Source organism: Actinomadura fulvescens (assembly GCF_039533225.1).
GTDB classification, from domain to species: domain Bacteria; phylum Actinomycetota; class Actinomycetes; order Streptosporangiales; family Streptosporangiaceae; genus Spirillospora; species Spirillospora fulvescens.
The window spans coordinates 96,814-116,504 of the sequence record NZ_BAAATD010000020.1 but is presented as its reverse complement, the minus strand read 5'-3'; the positions used below and the strand labels follow the sequence as shown (position 1 = coordinate 116,504).

Below are 19,691 nucleotides of genomic sequence, written 5' to 3'. Positions count from 1 at the left end.
GCCCGCCTGCACATCATCGCCGGCGACACCCCGAACGACAAGATCGACCAACAGCAACTCACCGCTTAACCTGCACAAACGGATCACGCGGTGGTCTCCTCTTACACCACTCCGCTGGACGTGACCCTGTGAGCGGCGGTGCTGTTGGGTGGTCGGCTTCTTCTAACGGACTTGCACCGTTGCTGGTCCAGCGTGCGGGTTGTGTCTTGGGAAGCGGTGCGTCCATGGACCCCCCGCTGTCTGTGCCTGGCGGAGGGTGGGACGGGTCGTGGCTCCTTGGAGGCTGGGACGGGTCGTGAGTGTTTAGTTGATGTGACGAGCTCCGTGCGTGGTCAAGAGGGTTGTCTCTTCGTGGTCCACTCCAACGTGGTCGTGTGGCGCGGATGCCACGGTTAGGTGGGTCGTGTGGCGCGGGACGCCACGGTTAGGTGGTCGGTCGCGCGGGACGCCACGGTTGTCTTCTCGCGCACGTCGGTCGATCTCGCGGCCGTGCGCGCATCGTTGGGGCGCCGGTTCTTGGACGTGCTGCACGATCGGTTTCGCGATCGCATCGCGCATCGGGTGCAACGGGAGCAGGGGGGATCGGCCGGATGCGGGAGGTGCCTTGGGTCTCGATTGGGCGGGGCGCAGGGTGCAACGGGCGGGTGTTCGCTGGGATCGGTCATTCGGGACTTAGAGGGATATAACATCCCAAAAATCGGGGCTTTGAGATGGTCGGTGCCCGGCGAACTCGGGCTTCCGAAGGTCCCGGGCTTTGCGGAAGATGAAGCAGGGCTCTGCGTGGCTCTGAGCGCCGTTTAGAGGCTATGACCTGCCTTGATCTGATCGTTTATGGCGTACCGCCCGAGAGCGGCAGCTCGTTGGCGGTACGAGGGATGGCCTTGCGGGCGTTGGGTGGCGAGCCGGTCAAAGGCAGTGATCGTTGAGGTCGGCGTCCTGGATGAACTGGTGATGGCCGGTGCCGTGTCGATGTTCGCGGAGGGCAGCAGTGGGCGAGGCGGCGGCGGGCATGGGAGGGATCGGTTCGCCGCCGATCGGACGGGACCGTGACCGCATCGCTGTCCTGGCTGTCTGTTTCTGGTGAATGCCCACCTGCGTACCGGGACCGATTCGCGATCACTGCGGCTTCTGAGGCGTTGAGGTGTTCACAAGCGTGTGGCGGAGTCGGTGATGGCTATCCTGCGGATCTCGTCCGCAGATACGCCATGTACTCCGCGCAGGTCCGCGCCGCTCAGGTCCGCGCCGCCTAGGTCCGCGCCGCTCAGGTCCGCACCACTCAGGACCGCGCCGTGTAGGAGTGCAGGGCTCAGGTCGGCACCGCGTAGGTGCGCGCCGCTCAAGCCAGCACCGCGCAGGTCCGCGTCGATCAGGTCGGCCTCAACGAGGTGCGCGCCGCGCAGATCCGCCATCTTCAGGTTGGCTCCGATCAAGTTGGCGCCGCGCAGGTCGGCGCCGGTCAGGTCTGCCTGGTTCAGGTTCGCTCCGGTGAGGTTCGCGCCGCGTAGGTTCGCGCGCGCGAGTTGAATACCGGGGGTTCGGATGTTGTGAAGGTCAAGGGGACGTCCGCCGGGCAGGACGCGCGGTCGACGGCCGAGGACGGTGAGGGCGGCCTGAACGTCCGTGTGGGGTTCATGAGGGAGCTTGGCCTTGGGGCCGGGGTCGCGCTCGCGGACGTAGGAGGCCAGAAGGTCCATCACGGTGTTGTGGTCGCGGGCCGAGTCGTCGGCGATGCGGCCCAGGGCGTGGATAGCGGCGGTACGGACCTCGCGTCGCTTGGACCCGAGTTGTTCGGCGGCCTTGGTATAGCGCTCGGTGATCTGTCCTTCCTGGGTGGTACGCAGCGTCAGCGCGGTCGCGACCAGGCTGGCCACAGTGAATACCACGCCGAACAGGATGCCGACACTGTTGAGGTTCTGATGCCTGCTCTGGCGCTGGTGGTTGATCAGCTCTAGGCGCCTGTCGGCGGGCAGGGCGTCCAGTTCCTGTTGAGTCGGCCGCTTGACCCGGGCGCGCCGCCTGGTGGCGGGGGAGGTGTTGTCTTCGTCGGTTCCTGCGATCGGAATCATCCTCGCTCGGCTATGCGTCCGATCAATCGGCGCCCACGGTCAGCCGCGGTGAACGGCCTTCAGCGCTGCGGGCGTGCGGAGTACGTCTTGGTGCCGCCGGTCCGGACTGCCGATCGTTCCGCCGGACCGCCTTCAGGTAGGCGATCTAACCGTTCCGTTGTCTCCGGAGTGCGCTCCCTCACCCGGTCATCCTCGCCACCTCAGCTGAGAGATCGCCATCTACTTCGTCACATGCGCGGGCCACGGCGCAGCCGCTGGACGAAGCTCGGCATCGCCCGGGTCATCCCAACAAGCGCGGCGTTCGTTGATGCACCTTGAAAGCCGGGACTACGGGATGGTCGTTGCACCGTTGTGGCGGAACGTACGTAACGTCCTCCACGTGATTCGGGGTCAGCGTTTCCGGGCGAGCATCAGGCCGTCGCCGATCGGAAGGATCACTTGCTCGACACGTTCGTCCGCGGTGGCGTGGTCGTTGAACGCGCGGATCGCGCGTACCGAGTTGTCCTGCCGGTCCGGATCGGCGACCGCGCCCGACCACAACGTGTTGTCGACCAGCAGGACGCCGCCAGGACGGAGGCGCGGCACCAGTTCCTCCCAGTAGGCCACGTACGACGGCTTGTCGGCGTCAATGAACGCCAGGTCGAACACCAGGTCCGGGGGCAGTTCGCGCAGCGTGTCGAGTGCCGGTGCCAGTCGCAGCTGAATGCGTTCCGCCACCCCTGCCTCCTCCCAGTAGCGGCGCGCCAGCGAAGTCCACTCCTCGTTGACGTCGCAGCACAGCAGCTCGCCGTCCTCGCCGAGCCCGCGCGCCAGACAGAGCGAGGAGTAGCCGGTGAACGTCCCCACCTCCACCGCTCTCCGTGCGCCGATCAGCCGCGGGAGCAGGGTCATGAACGTGCCTTGCTCCGGGGCGATCTGCATGCCCGCGTTGCCGGGAAACCGTTCGAGCGTCTCTGCCGCCAAGGCCCGCAGTACGGCGTCGGGGCCGGTGCTGTGCGAGACGACGTAGTCGTGGAGTTCGGGGCTCAGCTGTCCGCTGCTCAATGCCATGTGATCACCGTGTCCCAAGATCGGCTCGACCGCCAACCTTGGTCAGCTCTCCAGCCGGCTCGGCAGTTCGAAGAGCGGAAAGAGACGTTCGGTATCCCGGAACGAGTTGATGCCGGTGATCCGGGCGGACGAGATCTCCAGCACCTGGAGAGCGAACGGTTCGAAGCCGCTGCCTGAGGGGCTGGGCCGGTATTGGCCGAACGCGGGGGAGCCGTTCGCCACCGTACGGATCAGGCGCGAGCCCCGGCAGCCTACGCCCGGCCCGAGCAACCAGGCCTGGATGTCGTCCGAACCCCGCATCCATACCGGGTACGGAGGCAGACAGAGCGTCGCGTCCACGTGGAGGAGCATGGCGAGTGCTTCCATGTCGAAGCGTTCGAACGCGTCGACGTAACGTTCAACGAGAGCTTGCTGAGCGCCCTCGGGCGGCGGGGTCAGCGCGGGGCCGTTCGGCCGCCGTGCCGCCAGCGTTGCCCGGGCTCGTTGCAGCGCGCTGTTCACCGCCGCGGCGGTGGTGTGCTGCAACTCGGCGATCTCACGTGCCGACAGCCCCAGGACCTCTTTGAGCAGCAGTACCGAACGCTGCGTCGGCGGCAGGTGTTGCAGAGCGGCCACAAAGGCCAGGTGCACCGATTCCCGCGCCACGGCGACGTCAGCCGGATCACTTTCGAACGATCCGGGCGGCATGATCCGGTTGTCGGGCATCGGCTCGATCCAGCTCGCCGCGCCCATGGGCTCACCCGGCGAGGTCGCTCCGGCGGCCGGGGACGACAGGTCGACCGGGAGTGCGCGGCGCTTGCTGCCGGCCAGGAGGTCGAGGCAGACGTTGGTCGCGATGCGGTACAGCCACGAACGCAACGACGACCGGCCCTCGAAACGATCGATGCCGCGCCACGCCCGCACCATCGTCTCCTGCACGGCGTCTTCGGCCTCGAAGGCCGACCCGAGCATCCGGTAGCAGTAGCCGGTCAGCTCGGCCCGGTGGCTTTCGAGGCGGCTGTTCACGGCAAGCCCGTCCTCGGCCGGGTCGGTGGCACCGCCAGCATGATCGTTCATTCGTTCTCCACGGTCTCCTGCGGCCGAAGGCATGTCGCCTGGGGGAGCGGTGGCTCTGCCCGGACGGGCGGCCCCTCCTGGGGGAGTGGTGGCTCTGCCCGGGTCGGTGGCCCCGCTCGCCGTGACGCCAGGCGACGGCTCGCGACGTCCATGGCCACCCTCTCTCGGTCGACCTTTGCCTAGGTTAGGTGGGTGTTGTCGCAGTATGGACGGCTCATCACCCGGCAAATCATCGGTCTCCCGACCGATTCACACAGCCATCGGCCGCCTAGCGGAGCGCATCGTCGGTACGGGCGGCGGTGGTGTGGGCCGCTTGGGACGTGGCTGCGGGGCCCCAGGGGCTAGTCGGGGGTGGTTTTGTGGGCGTGGATGAGGCGTAGGGCGGCTTCGCGGTCGTGGCGGGCCAGGGCGTCGACCAGGTCGGTGTGGAGTTGCAGGCGTTCACGCAGGTACGTGGGGAGCGGGTGGTCGCCGGCAGGGCGCACCGCGAGGGTGTGGGTGGTGATCAGGTCCAGGAGGTTGGTGTAGAGCGAGCGCAGCAGGACGTGCGGGCTGGTCGCTGAGATGCGGGCGTGGAGGCGCCAGTTGGCGTGGACGAACGCGGTGGGGTCGCCGGCGTCGATGGCGTCGGCCATGGTGCCGAGAATGGCGCGCATTTCGGCGATGTCGGCGGGGGAGGCGTGCCAGAGGGCGTCCTCGATGAGGAGGGGGTCCAGGGCGTCACGGATGCGGATGGCCTCGGCGACGGAGGTCTGTTCGGCGTCGAGGGCGAGCATGGAGTTGCCCAGGCGGACCATCGGTGACTGCTCGGCGGCGAACAGGCCGCCGCCCGGGCCGGGCCGGACCGAGACCAGGCCGCGGGCCTGAAGCAGGCGCAGCGCCTCGTTGAACGTGCTGACGGAGACGCCGCACAAGGCGCGCAGTTCGGCCTTGGTGCCGAGCCGGGCTCCAGCCTCGGCACGGCGGGCGAGGTCGGCGATGCGTTCGGCGGCCTGCTCGGCCCGTCCGATGGCAGGGGCATCAGTGGACACCGGTCCTCCTCTGCTCAATTCAGCATGCACATTAGCAGGGCGATGGGTTGACGCCGGATTGCACCTGGAGGCATTATCGCCCTAATCATCATGTTGAATTAAGGAGGCCCGAGTGCGGATCGCCAACCTCGCAGGTCGCGCGGTACTGGTGGACGGCGGGCTCGCCGTCGACGTGGAGACGGCGAGCGGCGGGCGGTTCGGAAGCGATCCGCAGGCCGTCTACCGGGAGTGGGAGGCCTTCCGGGAATGGGCCACGGCGGCAGATCTCCCGGCGGGCACGGCGTTCGAGGTGGCGGCCTTGGGCGCTCCCGTTCCGGCGCCGCGGCAGGTGTTCGCCATCGGGCTCAACTACCGGGACCACGCGGCGGAGTCCGGGTTCGAGGTACCCGAAGGCCTGCCGCCGGTCTTCACCAAGTTCGTCACCAGCATCACGGGGCCGGTCACCGAGGTCACGCTGCCGCCGGGCGGGCACACCGACTGGGAGGTGGAGCTGGTCGCGGTCATCGGCAAGGCGGCCCGGAACGTGGCCGAGGAGGACGCCTGGGGTCATGTGGCGGGGCTGACCGTGGGGCAGGACATCTCCGAACGGGTGTCCCAGCTGGCGGGCCCGGTACCGCAGTTCAGCCTCGGCAAGTCGTTCCCCGGGTTCGCGCCGACCGGCCCCTGGGTCGTGACGCCGGACGAGTTCGCCGACCCCGCCGACCTGGAACTGAAGTCCGCGATCAACGGTGAGGAGGTGCAGAAGGGCCGGACGCGTGACCTGATCTTTTCCGTTCCGGCGCTGGTGGCGCGGCTTTCGGCGGTCCTTCCGCTGCTGCCGGGTGACCTCGTCTTCACCGGCACACCCGCGGGCGTCGGGCTCGGCCGTACACCCCAGCGATGGCTCACGGCGGGCGACGAGCTCGTCAGCCAGATCGAGGGCATCGGCGAGCTGCGCCAGCGATTCATCTGAGGCAGGCCCGCGCCCTAGCGATTCGTCCGCGCCTAGCGATTCATCTGGGCGGGTTTGCGCCCAGCGATTCATCTGAGGAGACGACGTCGTGCCGTTGCATCGCCTGATATCAGTCACCATCGGAGTGCCGAATGTCGCGGAGACGGCGGCCTACTACACCGACTTCGGGCTCGAACCCGCGGGGGAGGGGTGGTTCCGGACGCGGGACGGCGGCCGTCAGCTCCGGCTCGTTCCGGCGGCCACGCGCCGGCTGGTGGAGCTGCGGGTCGCGGCCGACTCCGCGGACGATCTGGGGGCCGCCGGTAGCCGCCTGTCCCGCCTCGGCGTGCCGTACGACCTGAGCGACGCGTCGCTGACGGCGGTCGAGCCGGCCACCGGTGTACGGGCCGTGCTGGAGGTCGCGTCCCGGCTCGTCCAGGCGCCCGTTCCGGCGACGGCCTACAACGGCCCCGGCCGGGTGGAGCGGACGGGTGAACGCGCGCCGGGGGTGGTGCGTACGAGCGCCGTCCGGCCGCGCAAGCTCGGGCACGCCGTGCTGGGCACGACCGATTTCGCCATGACCACCGCGTTCTTCCGGGACGGGCTCGGCTTCCTGACCAGCGACCTGATCAAGGACGCGGGGATCTTCCTGCGCTGCTCGACCGACCATCACAACGTGCTGGTGCTGGCGGCGCCGGTCAGCTTCCTGCACCACACCTCGTGGCAGGTGGACGACATCGACGAGGTCGGGCGCGGCGCGTACGCGATGCTGGAGGACCATCCCGAACGGCACGTCTGGGGCCTCGGGCGTCACCACGCGGGCTCGAACTTCTTCTGGTACCTCAAGGACCCGGCGGGCAACTTCTCCGAGTACTACTCCGACATGGACTGCATCGTCGACGACCAGCTCTGGACGCCCGAGACGCTGGAGGGTGCCAAGGGCCTGTTCAACTGGGGTCCGCCGCCTCCGCCGTCGTTCCTGCGTCCCGACGACCTCGCCGCGCTGATGACCGGCGCCCACGGCGGGTGAACGTGGACACTCCCGTACTCATCGCAGGAGGCGGCCCGGTGGGGCTCGCGACCGCGCTGGAGCTCGCCCACCACGGCGTCCACAGCCTCGTCGTGGAGCCCAGGGCGGAGGTCTCGTGGCTGCGGCCGCGCGCCAAGACGACCTCGGCGCGCACGATGGAGCTGTTCCGGCGCTGGGGCCTGGCCGCGGTGATCCGCGAACGCGCTCCGCTGCCGGTGTCCTGGTCGGACGAGGCGGTGTTCGCGACCAGTCTCCTCGGCCGCGAGATCACGCGGTTCCGGGGTTGCTTCGGCCTGGACCTCACCGGAGACGACCTGGTCGCCGAGCCGGGCCAGCAGGTCGCCCAGCCCCTCGTCGAACAGGTGCTCCGCGAGGCTGTGGAGGCCTCGCCGTACGCCATGCTGCTCACCGGATGGCGCGTCGAGACCCTGCGCGAGGACGCCGAAGGCGTGTCGATCACCCTGCGCAACGACGGCACCCTGCGCAACGATGCCGCACTGCGCAACGAGGAGCAACGAACGGTCCGCGCGGCCTACGTCGTGGGCTGCGACGGCTCCCGGAGCGTGACACGCGAAGCGATCGGGGCACGCTACGAAGGCCGCGACGACGCGCGGCCCAACTTCAACGTCGTCTTCCGTGCCCCTGGCCTCGCCGAACGCGTGCCGCATGGCCCGGCGGTGCACTACTGGATCCTGAGCCCGTCCCAGCCGGGTCTGGTAGGACGCCTCGACCTGGCTGACACCTGGTGGTGCATCGGCCAGGGCGTCACCCGCGAGGAGGCCGACCCTCTCGGCCTTGTCCGCGCCCTCGTGGGCGACGACATCCAGGCCGAGATCCTGGCGACCGACCCGTGGAAGGCCAGGATGTTGCTGGCCGACCGGTACGCGAGCGACCGGGTGTTCCTCGCCGGGGACGCCGCGCACCAGAACCCGCCGTGGGGAGGTCACGGCTTCAACACCGGTGTCGGTGACGCGGTCAACATCGGCTGGCGGCTCGCCGCCGTCGTCAACGGCTGGGGCGCGCCCGCGCTGCTGCACGGCTACGAGGCCGAACGACGCCCGATCGCCCAACGAACGATCGCCGAAGCCGCCCGGAACATGGCAACCCTCAGCCCCGAACTCACCGACCCGCGCCTAGCTGGCGACGACGCGACGTTCAAGTCAGCCCGGCCAGGCGTAGCAGCGGCCGTCCATCGCGCAAAGGACAGTGAGTTCCACAGTCTCGACCTCGTCCTCGGCTACACCTACGCAGGCTCGCCGCACGTATCAACCGGAGCAGGGGAACGCCTTCCCCACCGCTGGCTAGCACCAGGCGTCTCGCTCTACGACCGCCTAGGAAAGGCCTTCACCCTGATCGGCGACTCATCAACCCTAGCCGCGGCCGACATCACCAAGGTCGCCGCCGAGCTAAGCATCCCCCTGACCACCTGGCACGACCCCACCCGCGTCGGCCTAGCCCTGGTCCGCCCCGACCAGCACGTGGCCTGGACCAGCACTACCGCAGACGAAGACGGCCGAACGGCCCTACTCCGCGCCACAGGGGCCCATCCGGACGGTCGTCGAAACGTCCGGATGGGCCTAGTCGGCAACTAGGGAGTCGTTCGGAAATAGGCGGCGGCGCGGTTGGGGGAGTCGGGCGCGGCCCAGGCGCTGGCGAACCCATGACGGGTGGCGACGAGACCCATCTGCTCGCCCAGGAAGAAGCCGCGCGGGCTGGACGCGTCAGGGATGCGGGGAGCCTGGCGCATATCGAACGAGCTAGTGGTCAGGCGCTTCTCCCGCCATTTCGCCGCAGGGCTCGTGCACAAGGCCATGCAGTGGGCCAGCCAGCGGTCGGTAAGCAGGGGTACGTCCGGGTCGTTGTGGCGGAAGTCTGAATAGGAGACGGCCAAGGTTCCGTCGCGGCCCACCTCTGCCGAGACGGTGAACGCCTGCTGGTTCGCGATGGGGGCCGTGGTCGGAGTCCTGTTCACCTTGACCGGCTCAGACCACGTACGTCCGCCGTCGCGCGAGGAGGCCAGGGCGATGCCGTCGACGCGATCGCCGTTGAACCGCGCGTCCTGCCAGGCCACGTACAGCCGTCCGGTACGGGGGTCCAGCGCGACGTCGGACAGCAGGCTCGTGGTGTGCGAGACATGGTCGCCCGTCTCGGGATCCTGGATCGCGATCTTGGTCTTCATCTCCGCGATCTTCTGCGGCGCTGACCACGTCCTGCCGCGATCGGTGGAACGCGCCGCCTGCAGGGTGTACTCGCTCAAGCCGGGGCCGCCCCTGAAGCGGATGTGAGTGTGCACGTCCAGGAGCGTCCCGTCGCGGAGCACGGTGAGACGATGCCCGGTGACCATGGTGCCCTCGTCCGCCTCCACCACGACACGCGGCGGCTGCCACGTTCGCCCGCCGTCAGTGCTGCGGCTGATCCAGCCGAGGTTGCGGGTCCGTGCCGCCGCCGGGAACCGCGGGCCGGCCACGTACATCACGTCGGCATCTCGCGGATCGGGCACGGCCGGGCCGGACGCGACGCCGCCGCGCAGCGGATCAGCTTCCTCCAGGATCACCGAGACGCCGCTCCAGGTCCGGCCGCCGTCATCGGAACGAGCCGACACGGCCGCCGACGACGAGTGATCGGCCATCGTGACGCCGCCGGTGACCACGAGCCCGCCATCGCGGGTGAAGGTCGCCATGGGGTCGTCCACGTAGTCGTAGCGACCGCCCGAGCAGCGGGTCAGACCCGGCACCACCGAGCGCTTCCAGGTACGCCCACCGTCGCGCGTGACCGCGAGGACCACGCCGCGATGGTGGTCCTGCGGCCACACCGCCGCGAGACGGCGCGGATCGGACGGATCGGCGGCCAGCGCCGGCTCGATCGCGCCGTCGGCCTTCTCCGCGTCCAGACCTCCCGGCGCGCAGCGGGAGAACGGGCTGGCCCCCGACAACCGGGACCGCTCACCCGCCACCGCATCGGGCACGGCGAGCCCCACCAGCATGGGCGCGACCAGAACGGGCAGAAACATGCGCATCGCGAACTCCTCTCAACGGATGATCGCGATTGTCCGAACCCCCCACCGCCCCTGTCGTCCTACACCAGCGGTAACCGCAGATACCCCCACAGGCGCAGCCCCCACCCCCGCCCTACGCCCACGCACCCCGCACCGGCAAACTCCAGCCACGGCCGAGCCGAGCGCCGACGCCCGATCCGCCGACGCCGGACCTAAGCCCTGAACGCCGCCATAACGCGCGCCACAGGCCCCAATACCTCTGGCCCTCAGTCACGCGGCGAATCGCGCCCATACGATCTTGCCGCCTTCCGCGATCGGCCGGGTTCCCCACTCGACGGCGGTATCCGCGATCGTCAGGAGACCCCGCCCGCCAAGTCTGTCGGGGGTCGCCGCTTGTATCGCAGGGACGCCCGGTCCTTGATCCCACACCTCAATGACCGGGTCGTTCTGCTCATTTCGGAAGACTCGGATGATGATCTGTCCGTCGCCGTGCTGGAAGGCGTTCGTGACCAATTCAGAGACGACGAGTCGGCCGATGTATTGATCAGTGATTCCACCGCCCGGCTGTACGTTCCTGATCGACGAAGGGGTGCTGCTTCGCGAGGTCGGCAGCCCCGAGATCATGCGCGGTCAGCTCCAGCTCCTGACCGACGGGGCATATGAGAACATAACGGTACAAGTCGTACCGATGCGAGGTGATCACCTTGGTAACGCCTCTCCTCGTTCACCATCGCCGTGATGGAGGACCAGCGAGAGATCGCCTACGTCGAAAGCGTCGCTCGTGGCTGGACGATGGAAGACGGCGAAGATCTGTCCGCGATGCGCCGTGCGCTACGCGAGGTCAGAGCCCGTGCGCTCCCCATGAACATGTCGATGGACCTGATTCGCAGGACGGCGGAAGAACGATGGAGCAGCTAGGTATCTGGCGCAAGAGCAGCCACAGCGGAGGCAACGGCGGTGAGTGTGTGGAGGTGGCGAGCCTGCCTCACGCGGTCGCCATCCGTGATTCCAAGGACCCGGACGGCGGTCACTTGGTGATCGATCGGGCGTCCTTGCGTGCCCTGATGGCGCAGATCAAGCACTAGCCAACGCAGGCGACCCTCGGTCGCCGTGGGCCTCGTTGCGGCTCAGCCCTCGCCTGAACATGTCGATGGACCTGATTCGCAGGACGGCGGAAGAACGATGGAACAGCTAGGCAACTGGCGCAAGAGCAGCCACAGCGGAGGCAACGGCGGTGAGTGTGTGGAGGTGGCGAGCCTGCCTCACGCGGTCGCCATCCGTGATTCCAAGGACCCGGACGGCGGTCACCTGGTGATCGATCGGGCGTCCTTGCGTGCCCTGATGGCGCAGATCAAGCACTAGCCGACGCAAACGACCCGCGGGCCGCCGTGAGCCCGTTGCGGCTCAGTTGTCGTGCTGTGGCCACCGCGAATCGCCGCGTTCGGTCTGACGCTGAGCACCGACCGGAACGCCGCACAGGCGGCGGGGACGGGTCAGGAACCTGGTCGGGATGCTTCGACGAGCAGGGTGCCGACGTGGTCGGGCTCGGGTGCGGGTTCGATCCGGGCGTGCACGTCGGTGAAGCCGTGGGTGTGCAGGATGCCGCTCCAGGTAGCCGGTTCGTAGGCCCACCGGTAGACCCATACCTGGCGTCCGGTGAATCCGTTGCCGTACATGCCCTGGACGCCATAGCTGCCGGGGACGGCGGGCGCCTGGGAGAACACCAGCCGCCCACCGGGGTCAGGCGGTCCAACGGGGAGATCACCAGAACCGTCGACAGCCGCCGCAGCGTGTCGACGGTTCTGGTGCCGGGCGCCGGTCTCCAACCGCGACACCGTCGACGCCGAACAGCACAACCGTTCCGCGAGCTGGGCCTGCGTCCAGCCCCGGGCTGCCCTGACCGTCCGTATCACCGTGCCGATCCGGTTGCGCACGGCGACCTCTCACCACCAGCAGACAGTCCCCACCGTTATGCCCGCCCCGGGCACATCACCCACATCCGGTTACGGACCGGTCAAACACCACCGTCTGCCCTAGCACGTGACAGAGCACGAGATCCCTCGCGAAGGGCAACCTAGATCACCGGTCGGGTCTGCAAGCTGACCACAGCGGCCGACGGTGTCTTGCACGGTCGTGAAACGTGCTCGGGGCTTAGGGGTTGACCACTGCCATCCAGATTGGTTCGGCGCGGGTTTGCATGAGGTCTACGGCGCGTTCGGCTTCGGTCAGGGGGAAGCGGTGGGTGATCAGCTCTTCGGCGTCCAGGGTGCCCTCGCGGAGCATGTTCAGGACCTGTTGCACGTCGGTGCGGGTGCAGGCTCGGGTGCCCACGAAGCGCCAGCAGTTGGCCATCCAGACGCGAGCGGGGATGGACAGCGGGCCGTTGTTGCCGCCCATGTGCACGAGGATTCCGCCGGTCGTCATCGCCAGGGTCGCCTGGGTCATCACCGGGCCGTCCGGAACGAAGTCCAGCACGCCGTCGATGGGGCCGAGGTCGCGGAGGCGGCGGGTCAGGTCCTCGACCGAGGGCAGGTCCTCCAGGGCGACCGTCTCGGTGTGCAGGCCGCCCGCGAGGCGGCGGACGGCGGTGAGGCGTTCGGCGCTGCGTCCGACGAGGATCAGGCGGCCCACGCCGAAGTGCGGGGCCAGCTTGACGGCGGCGGTGCCCATCGAGCCCGTCGCGGCGGTGATGACGAGGGTGGAGCCGAGGGGGAGCGCGGCGCACTTGTAGGCGCGGACGGCGTTGGCCAGGTCGTGGACCTTGGCGCCGACGTCGAAGCTCACACCGTCCGGCAGCCGGTCGACCAGCCAGTACGGGACGCGGACGTACTCGGCCAGGCCGCCGTCGTGGTACTCGGCGTACAGCGGCATCGGGACGTCGCTGAACGCGGCGTGCCCCACCATCGCCTGCTGCGCGCACATCATCTCGCGGTCGGTACGGCAGTAGACGCAGCTGCGGCAGGTGAGGTTGGGGTGTACGCGGACGCGGTCGCCCATCGAGACTCCGGTCGCCTCCGCCCCCACGGCGACGATCGTGCCCGCGGCCTCATGGCCGAGCGTGGTCGGCAGGTGCTTGAACGCGCCCATCCTCAGCAGCTTCATCATGCCGGGCGCGAGCCCGGCCGAGGCGACCTTGACCAGGACGTCGAGCGGCCCCGGTTCGGGAACGGGCGTCTCGGTCAGGTGCAGCGCGGTGGAGCCCTGAAGCGCGCGGGCGGCCAGCATGACGTTCATGAATCTCCCAGGTGGCGGTCGAGGAAGGCGTGGGTCCGGCCCCAGGCCTCGGCGGCCGGTCCGGTCCGGTACATGTGCGGCCGGGCGTCGCACGCGAAGGCGTGCCCGGCGCCCTCGTACACATGCTGCTCGAAGTCGGCGCCCGCGTCCCGTAGCGCGGCCTCGATCGCCGCGATCTGCTCGGCCGGGATGGTCGGGTCTTCGGCGCCGACGTGCAGCAACATCGGCGCGGCGATCGACTTCGCCCGGTCCAGGACGGCGTGGGGACCGGCGGCGATGCCGGGACCGTAGAACACGACCGTCGCGGCCAGACCCGGGATCGCGGTCGCGGCGGTGAACGCGGCGCGGCCGCCGAAGCAGAAGCCCACGACGGCGGTACGGCCCGTGGGAATGCCCTCGCCGGCCGCCAGGTGATCGAGCACGGCGCGCACGTCCATGGTGATCGCGTCGGCCCCGATGGCACCGATCAGCGGCATCGCCTCGGCGTGCTGGTCGTAGCCGAGGGTGCCCACGCCGTTGCGGTGGAAGAGGTCGGGCGCGAGGGCCAGGAATCCCCGGGCCGCGAAACGCCGGGCGATGTCCTGGATGTGCTCGTTGACGCCGAACGCCTCCTGGAGGACGACGACGGCGCGCCGGGCGGGTTCGGGGGGCCGCGCCACGTACACGCGCATCGGGCCGTCGGCGGTGGCGGCCGTGATCCAGTCGTTCATGTCGTCTCCTTCAGAGCGTCGTAGTAGCGGGCGGCGCCCGGGTGCAGCGGGATGGGCGTGCGGCCCATCGCCACGGGGTCGAGCGGGTAGGTGACCGGGCTGCGCTCCGGCGGGATGTGGCGGTACTGGCGTTCGAGCAGCTCGCGGGTCTCGCCGAGCACCCAGGCGATCGCGTACGCGACGTCCTCGGGCAGGTCGGACCGCGTCAGCACCAGGAAGTCGGAGAAGTCCAGGGTCTGGAAGCGCGGGCAGCCGGGGAAGTAGCCCTCCTCGATCACGGCCGACGGCCACGAGAAGTCGTCGCGCAGCCCGTCCAGGACGTCCTGTTCCACCTCCAGGAAATGCATGTCACCCCCGAACCGCTGCCAGTGCGGAAGCATGACGGCCTCGTGGATGACGGCGTTCGCGCGGCCCGTCAGCACGTGGTCGAACGACTCGAACGGCCGCTCGTCCTCCAGGAACGAGCCGCCCCACCCGGTCACGTCCACGCCGGAACGTTCCAGCAGGGCGTTGGCGGCGAGGCCGACGTAGTTCTCGCCGTCGTTCACCGAGGTCGCGAGCGTGAGCGCGGGCTTGGCCTCGCGGAGTTCGGCGAACGAGGTGATGCCCAGCGACCGGTGCACGCCCATCACGAGCCGGTCGCGTTGCGGAACGGTGCCGAGGGCCCGCAGCTCGGGGAAGCTCTCACCCGCGAACGCCCCGCGCCCGTCGAGCGCTGCCGCGGTGAACGCCGCGGGCGTCGTCAGGGCCACGTGCACCTCGCCACGGCCGACGGCGCGGGCGGCGTCGGAGAAGCCACGGCTGTTCCAGATGGCGACCTTGGTGTACGGGCCGCAGCGGTCGGTCAGCTCCTGCGAGATCCATCCGCAGACCCGATGCAGATTGGCCATGCCCCAGTCGCCACGCAGATGCAGCGTGAGCGACCGTTCGATCTTCGGCTCGGGTGGGTGGGCGCTGACGGCGGTGGTCGTCGTCGGCCGTGCGTCGGCGGCGGCCTTCGGCTCGGGCGGCCGTGCGTCGGCGGCGGTCTCCGGCTCGGGCGGGTGTGCGCTTGCGGCGGCGTCGGTCATGGCGTCCTCTCTCGTCGCGGCTGCGGCGACACGGTCGAATGGCGGGCCAGGGCGGCGCCCACGCGCGCGGCCTGGGTCGCCGGGAAGACGGCGGCGATGTAGCGGTCGGGCTTGACCAGAACGAAGCGTCCGGTGGCGCCGCCCAGCGCGGCTTCGAGCCGGCCGTCGGCGTCGGCGATGGCCTGCCGTTCGCCCTGCGGGCGGGGGAGCCGTTCGCCGAGCGACACCTCGACGTGCGTGATCGGAAGGGAGTCCGGGAAGGCCGCCGTGACGCGGTCCCAGTCGCCGCCGCCGACATCGACGCCGAGGACGGCCAGGCCGGTGCCGAGCACGTGGTCGAGCAGCAGCGGACGCAGGCTCGGCGGGACCAGGACGCGCGGCTGGGGGAGCTGGGTGCCGACGAGCCCTTCGTCGCCCGTTCCGGTACGGACCACGAGGCCGCCGGTGTGAACGGGACGGGGGCGGAACCGCATCTCGCTGAGGTAGCGCCGTCCCCATGGCGTCAGCAGGAGGGCGCGCACGGCGCCGTCACGGAGGCGGCCACGCAGCGGGTCGGTGGTCATGACGACCCGGCCGAGCCGTTCGGAGAACGCGACCATGGCGGTGGCGTGCGGGCGGCGTTCCGGCTCGTAGGTGTCGAGCAGGCTCTCGGCGGCGCGGCCGTGCCAGACCTCCGCCAGCTTCCAGACGAGGTTGGCGGCGTCGCGTACCCCGGAGTTGAGCCCCTGCCCGGCGAACGGAGGCATCATGTGCGCCGCGTCGCCGAGCAGGAAGCAGCGCCCGTCGCGCCAGCGGTCGGCGACCACCGCGTTGAACGTGTAGTTGGTGCAGCGTTCGACCTGCTCGGGGGTGATGTCGCGGTACGGGGCGACGAGCCGCTCGATCGTCGCGAAGTCCGGCTTGGTGCCGCCTTCCCCCTCGCCCGGCCGCAACCGGAACTCGTAGCGGCAGCGCCCGTCGCGGCCGGGCACGATCACGGTGGGGCGGTCCGGGCGGCCGAGATGCATGCCGTAGCGCTCGTCGTGGTCGTCGCCGACCGTGTCGGCGACCAGCCAGACGTCGCGATGGCTCGTGCCGGTCATGTCGATGCCCCGCAGTTCGCGGATCGTGCTGCGGCCGCCGTCGCAGCCCAGCACCCAGCTCACCGGCAGGTCGACGACCTCCCCGGCGTTGTCGAGATGGGCGATCACGCCGTCGGGCGCCTCGGTGAGCGCGACGAGTTCGGTGGCGAAGCGCACGTCCACGCCGTCCCGTTCCTTGAGCGCCTGCAGGAGCAGGCGCTCAAGCTCGGGCTGGGCGAACTGGTTCTTGAACGTGTAGCCGAGCCGGTAGGGCTCGGGGCCGCGGGCATGGAAGAGCGGCCGGCCCTTGCGGTCGTAGTAGCGGGTGCCGGTGCCCGGGACCACGATGCCGAGCACGGCCTCCGCGAGCTCGGCGGCCTGCAGCGTGCGCAGCGACTCGTCGTCCAGGCTGATCGCCTTGGCCTCGTCGCTGGTGGTGGCGTTGCGTTCGACGAGGACGACCGGCACGTCCCGGGCGGCGAGCAGGTTCGCGGTGGTCAGCCCGACGGGACCCGCGCCGACGATCAGGACGGGAAGGTTCATGTCACGACGTCCTTTCGGGCGAGGTACTCCCACCCCGCGTGGAGCTGGCGGGCGTTCCAGCACTCCGACTTCTTGGCGGCGGCCTCGGCGGCGTCCGAATACACCCGGACCGGCCCGGCCGCCATCGCCCTGAGCTGCACCTGGCAGGCCCGGTCGAGCAGGACGGCGTGCATCACCGCGGCCTGCACGCTGGTGCCCGCCGCGACGAGCCCGTGCTTGGGCATCAGGGCGGCGGGCGCGTCGCCGAGCGTCTCGGCGAGCGCCGCGCCGAGCTCCGGGGTCTGCACGAGCGCGCCGGTCAGCGTGAAGCGCGGCACGTCCCGGCCGCCGAACAGCGTGCCCTCGTGCGAGATGGGCAGCAGGGGAGTGTCGAGCGCGGCGAACGCGACGGCGGCCTGGGCGTGGGTGTGCACCGTGCACTCCAGCTCGGGTCGGCGCTGAAGGATCTCCAGGTGGATGGGGCATTCCTTGTGCGGAGCGCCCTCACCTTCGAGTACCTGCCGGTCGAACGAGACGAGCTGCACCCGTTCGTCGTCGATCTCCTCGAAGCCCCAGCCGGGCGCCTTGATCCAGATTCCGCGGCCGTCCGGGTCGCGGACCGCTACATGCCCCCAGACCATGTCGGACTGGCCGGCCGCCGCCAGCGCCCGGCTCGCCCGAACCGCCATCGCCTTGGCCTCCGCGGGCGTCCTGGCCGCACCACCGCCTTGGCCGCCCTCGGCTGTCACGTCCGCACCGCCGCCAGCTTGCATGGCCGCCCCGCCGCCGCCTTGGTCGGGCGTCATGGCACCACCACCGCCAGCTTGCATGGCTGCACCGCCGCCATCTTGCTCGGGCGTCATGGGTGCACCACCGCCATCCAGATCGGTTCGGTGCGCCGCCGCGTGGCGGCGAAGGCCTCGTTGACGTCGGCGAGCGCGTACCGGTGGGTGATCAGGTCGTCGGCGCGGAGGGCCCCGGAGCCGAGCAGATCGAGTACGGCGGCGGTGTCGGTGCGGGTGCAGGCGCGGGTGCCGACGACCCGCCAGCAGTGGTGCTGGAGGTCACGGGCCGAGTACGGGAAGGGCGCGCGGTTGCCGCCCATGTGCACGAGCGTGCCGCCGGTGGCGAGCGCGGCCGTGGCCTGGGCGGTGCCTCCGCCCTGCGGCAGGAAGTCGAGCACCGCGTCGGCGCCGTCCGGGACGAGGTCGCGCAGCCGGCCCGTCAGCCCGCCCTCGGTCTCCCAGTCGCCGTCCAGCTCGTCCAGGGCGACCGTGTCGGCAGGCAGCGAGCTCAGCTCCCGCACCCGTTCGAGCCGCTGCGCCGAACGGCCGACGAGCACGAGCCTGGCCGCTCCGAAGAACGGCGCGAGCTTGACCGTGGCGGTCCCCATCGTTCCGGTCGCGGCCGTGACCACCAGCGTGCCGCCGGGCGGCAGCGCCGCGCACTTCAGGGCACGGACGGCGTTGGCGAGGTCGTGGGTCTTGGCGGCCACGTCGAACCCGACGCCGCCGGGCAGCACGTCCACCAGCCATGACGGCACGCGCACGTACTCGGCGAGGCCGCCGTCGTGATAGCGCTCGTACAACGGCATCGGACCGGTCCCGTGCGCGCCGTGGCCGATCATGGCGACCGACGCGCACATCTGCTCCCGGTCGCCGCGGCAGTACCGGCACGTGCCGCACGCGAGCACGGGATGCACGCGCACCCGGGCGCCGGCGAGCCCGGGGTCCGCCTCGTCGCCCACCGCCACGACCGTGCCCGCGATCTCGTGGCCCGGCACGGTCGGCAGGTGCTTGAACGAGCCGCGCTCCAGCAGCTTGAGCAGGCTCGGCGCCAGTCCGGCCGAGGCCACGCTGACCAGGACGTCGCGCGGTCCGGGCTCGGGCACGGCGACCTTCTCCAGCCGGAGCGTGCCCGTCCGGTCGTGGACCCGGGCCGCCGCCATCAGCGTCATCGCAGCCGCTCGATCTCGTCCGCGGACAGCCGTCCGGCCGTCTTGGTGCTCTCGGAGACCTGCGGCAGCTCGCGCGCCGACACGACGGTCAGGTGCGCGCTCGGCTCGTGGTGGATGCTGGTGAACGCGATGCCGACCGGGACGCGCACGAAGTCGCCCGGCTCCAGCAGCACCGTGCCGCGCTGCGTGACGAGCGTCCGCCGCCCGTCGATCTGGTACTGGATCTCGTCGGCGTTGCGGATGCGGCGGTAGACGCGGCCGTCGGAGGACTCCTCGTACGTCCGCCCGATGTGAACGTGGGACGAGGTGTACAGCCAGGTCGTCCCGGCGGCGTTCTCGGGCTTGAGGATGCGCAGCCGTTCGGGCTCCTCCTTGGCATGCTCCAGCAGCGCCAGCTCGTCGGTCGGGGCCATGACCACGTCGTGGCCCGGCCCGCCGAGGCACTCGGTGATCAGCTCGTTGGTGATGACCGGCTCCCAGCCCTCGAACGGCGGGATCAGCACCTCCGACGTCCGGTACTCGGGATGGGCCTCGACGACCGGGGCGGGCACGTAGAAGAGGATGTGGATGTCCTCGCGGCCGAAGTTGTCGTGGGCGACGCCGACCGGCAGCCGGGAGAAGTCGCCCGGCACGAGGTCGACGCTGCCGAGGTCGGTCATCAGCGTCCGCACGCCCGTGACCTGGTAGGACATCTCGTCCACGTCGCAGTTGCGGTGGTAGAACGGCTGCCGGTTGTTCATGGTCTGCCATTCGAGTCGCATGAACTCGCTCTCGTAGACGCCGCGCGGGTGGGCGAACGGCTGGTCCACGTACTCCGGCGGGAAGTGCACGACCTGGATCTCGGGGTGGTCGCGCCAGCGCTTGCGGCCGTCGGGCGGCATCAGCGGCCCGGCCAGCAGGAGCTCTTCCTTCCGCTCGAACACCCGTGGCGAGTCCGTGAACGGGAAGGTCTCGAAGTGCTCGTGCACGATGCCCATG

The 19,691-nt window shown here is 70.1% G+C and carries 21 protein-coding genes and 1 pseudogene; 7 read left to right on the top strand and 15 right to left on the bottom strand.

Going from position 1 to position 19,691, the window contains the following annotated elements; genetic code table 11:
- Positions 1 to 1,145 precede the first annotated feature (1,145 nt).
- The 4 genes from ABD333_RS44070 to ABD333_RS44055 form a co-directional block, all read right to left on the bottom strand.
- A complete protein-coding gene (locus tag ABD333_RS44070) occupies positions 1,146 to 2,066 on the bottom strand; it encodes a pentapeptide repeat-containing protein (RefSeq protein WP_344548763.1) in 921 nt (306 codons plus the stop codon).
- A 390-nt stretch (positions 2,067 to 2,456) separates the two neighbouring features.
- Complete coding sequence (locus ABD333_RS44065) at positions 2,457 to 3,116, bottom strand: O-methyltransferase (protein ID WP_344548761.1); 660 nt, start codon at positions 3,114 to 3,116, stop codon at positions 2,457 to 2,459.
- Between the two features lie 42 nt (positions 3,117 to 3,158).
- On the bottom strand, positions 3,159 to 4,172 hold the full coding sequence (locus ABD333_RS44060) for a sigma-70 family RNA polymerase sigma factor (protein ID WP_344548759.1): 1,014 nt from the start codon (positions 4,170 to 4,172) through the stop codon (positions 3,159 to 3,161).
- Between the two features lie 341 nt (positions 4,173 to 4,513).
- The gene (locus tag ABD333_RS44055; RefSeq protein WP_344548757.1) at positions 4,514 to 5,203 is read right to left on the bottom strand and encodes a FadR/GntR family transcriptional regulator; all 690 of its coding nucleotides are present in this window, start codon (positions 5,201 to 5,203) and stop codon (positions 4,514 to 4,516) included.
- A gap of 112 nt (positions 5,204 to 5,315) precedes the next feature.
- Here ABD333_RS44055 and ABD333_RS44050 point away from each other — a divergent pair, with 112 nt between their 5' ends.
- The 3 genes from ABD333_RS44050 to ABD333_RS44040 all read left to right on the top strand — a co-directional run bounded on the left by ABD333_RS44050 (position 5,316) and on the right by ABD333_RS44040 (position 8,756).
- Positions 5,316 to 6,155: a fumarylacetoacetate hydrolase family protein gene (locus ABD333_RS44050; protein WP_344548755.1), complete on the top strand. Its 840-nt coding sequence runs from the start codon at positions 5,316 to 5,318 to the stop codon at positions 6,153 to 6,155.
- 88 nt (positions 6,156 to 6,243) lie between these two features.
- Positions 6,244 to 7,164 (top strand): VOC family protein, encoded by a 921-nt coding sequence (locus tag ABD333_RS44045; RefSeq protein WP_344548753.1) that lies wholly within the window; start codon positions 6,244 to 6,246, stop codon positions 7,162 to 7,164.
- Positions 7,161 to 8,756 carry an FAD-dependent monooxygenase gene (locus tag ABD333_RS44040; RefSeq protein WP_344548751.1) on the top strand — a complete coding sequence of 532 codons (1,596 nt, stop codon included), beginning with the start codon at positions 7,161 to 7,163 and terminating at the stop codon, positions 8,754 to 8,756. Before ABD333_RS44045 ends, ABD333_RS44040 begins: the two co-directional genes overlap by 4 nt.
- On the opposite strand, the gene ABD333_RS44035 is transcribed toward ABD333_RS44040, so the two are convergent.
- Positions 8,753 to 10,180, bottom strand: coding sequence for a sialidase family protein (locus tag ABD333_RS44035; RefSeq protein WP_344548749.1), 1,428 nt, complete (start codon positions 10,178 to 10,180; stop codon positions 8,753 to 8,755). The genes ABD333_RS44040 and ABD333_RS44035 overlap by 4 nt on opposite strands.
- A 249-nt stretch (positions 10,181 to 10,429) precedes the next feature.
- Positions 10,430 to 10,783 (bottom strand): ATP-binding protein, encoded by a 354-nt coding sequence (locus ABD333_RS44030; protein WP_344548747.1) that lies wholly within the window; start codon positions 10,781 to 10,783, stop codon positions 10,430 to 10,432.
- Between ABD333_RS44030 and ABD333_RS47760 the strand changes: the two genes are divergently transcribed.
- The 4 genes from ABD333_RS47760 to ABD333_RS44015 all read left to right on the top strand — a co-directional run bounded on the left by ABD333_RS47760 (position 10,707) and on the right by ABD333_RS44015 (position 11,521).
- Positions 10,707 to 10,898, top strand: coding sequence for a Scr1 family TA system antitoxin-like transcriptional regulator (locus ABD333_RS47760; RefSeq protein WP_425546967.1), 192 nt, complete (start codon positions 10,707 to 10,709; stop codon positions 10,896 to 10,898). The genes ABD333_RS44030 and ABD333_RS47760 overlap by 77 nt on opposite strands.
- Positions 10,889 to 11,077: a Scr1 family TA system antitoxin-like transcriptional regulator gene (locus ABD333_RS44025; protein WP_344548767.1), complete on the top strand. Its 189-nt coding sequence runs from the start codon at positions 10,889 to 10,891 to the stop codon at positions 11,075 to 11,077. Before ABD333_RS47760 ends, ABD333_RS44025 begins: the two co-directional genes overlap by 10 nt.
- Positions 11,065 to 11,244: a DUF397 domain-containing protein gene (locus ABD333_RS44020; RefSeq protein ID WP_344548745.1), complete on the top strand. Its 180-nt coding sequence runs from the start codon at positions 11,065 to 11,067 to the stop codon at positions 11,242 to 11,244. Before ABD333_RS44025 ends, ABD333_RS44020 begins: the two co-directional genes overlap by 13 nt.
- A gap of 97 nt (positions 11,245 to 11,341) precedes the next feature.
- Complete coding sequence (locus tag ABD333_RS44015; RefSeq protein ID WP_344548742.1) at positions 11,342 to 11,521, top strand: DUF397 domain-containing protein; 180 nt, start codon at positions 11,342 to 11,344, stop codon at positions 11,519 to 11,521.
- Positions 11,522 to 11,652: 131 nt separating this feature from the next.
- On the opposite strand, the gene ABD333_RS44010 is transcribed toward ABD333_RS44015, so the two are convergent.
- The 9 genes and pseudogenes from ABD333_RS44010 to ABD333_RS43970 all read right to left on the bottom strand — a co-directional run bounded on the left by ABD333_RS44010 (position 11,653) and on the right by ABD333_RS43970 (position 19,690).
- Positions 11,653 to 11,883 carry a hypothetical protein gene (locus ABD333_RS44010; protein ID WP_344548768.1) on the bottom strand — a complete coding sequence of 77 codons (231 nt, stop codon included), beginning with the start codon at positions 11,881 to 11,883 and terminating at the stop codon, positions 11,653 to 11,655.
- 60 nt (positions 11,884 to 11,943) lie between these two features.
- Positions 11,944 to 12,072, bottom strand: a pseudogene (locus tag ABD333_RS44005) (helix-turn-helix domain-containing protein); the annotation flags it as partial.
- 238 nt (positions 12,073 to 12,310) lie between these two features.
- Positions 12,311 to 13,393, bottom strand: a complete 1,083-nt coding sequence (locus tag ABD333_RS44000) for an alcohol dehydrogenase catalytic domain-containing protein (protein ID WP_344548741.1) — start codon at positions 13,391 to 13,393, stop codon at positions 12,311 to 12,313.
- Positions 13,390 to 14,103 (bottom strand): dienelactone hydrolase family protein, encoded by a 714-nt coding sequence (locus ABD333_RS43995; RefSeq protein WP_344548740.1) that lies wholly within the window; start codon positions 14,101 to 14,103, stop codon positions 13,390 to 13,392. Before ABD333_RS43995 ends, ABD333_RS44000 begins: the two co-directional genes overlap by 4 nt.
- Entirely contained in the window at positions 14,100 to 15,173 is a 1,074-nt protein-coding gene (locus ABD333_RS43990; protein ID WP_344548738.1) for a TAXI family TRAP transporter solute-binding subunit, read from the bottom strand. The genes ABD333_RS43995 and ABD333_RS43990 overlap by 4 nt, the downstream gene beginning before the upstream one ends.
- Positions 15,170 to 16,777: an FAD-dependent monooxygenase gene (locus ABD333_RS43985; RefSeq protein WP_344548736.1), complete on the bottom strand. Its 1,608-nt coding sequence runs from the start codon at positions 16,775 to 16,777 to the stop codon at positions 15,170 to 15,172. The genes ABD333_RS43990 and ABD333_RS43985 overlap by 4 nt, the downstream gene beginning before the upstream one ends.
- Positions 16,774 to 17,562 (bottom strand): class II aldolase/adducin family protein, encoded by a 789-nt coding sequence (locus ABD333_RS43980; RefSeq protein WP_344548734.1) that lies wholly within the window; start codon positions 17,560 to 17,562, stop codon positions 16,774 to 16,776. The genes ABD333_RS43985 and ABD333_RS43980 overlap by 4 nt, the downstream gene beginning before the upstream one ends.
- 53 nt (positions 17,563 to 17,615) lie before the next feature.
- Entirely contained in the window at positions 17,616 to 18,713 is a 1,098-nt protein-coding gene (locus tag ABD333_RS43975; protein ID WP_344548732.1) for an alcohol dehydrogenase catalytic domain-containing protein, read from the bottom strand.
- Positions 18,710 to 19,690: a cupin domain-containing protein gene (locus ABD333_RS43970; RefSeq protein ID WP_344548730.1), complete on the bottom strand. Its 981-nt coding sequence runs from the start codon at positions 19,688 to 19,690 to the stop codon at positions 18,710 to 18,712. Before ABD333_RS43970 ends, ABD333_RS43975 begins: the two co-directional genes overlap by 4 nt.
- Position 19,691: the final 1 nt, after the last annotated feature.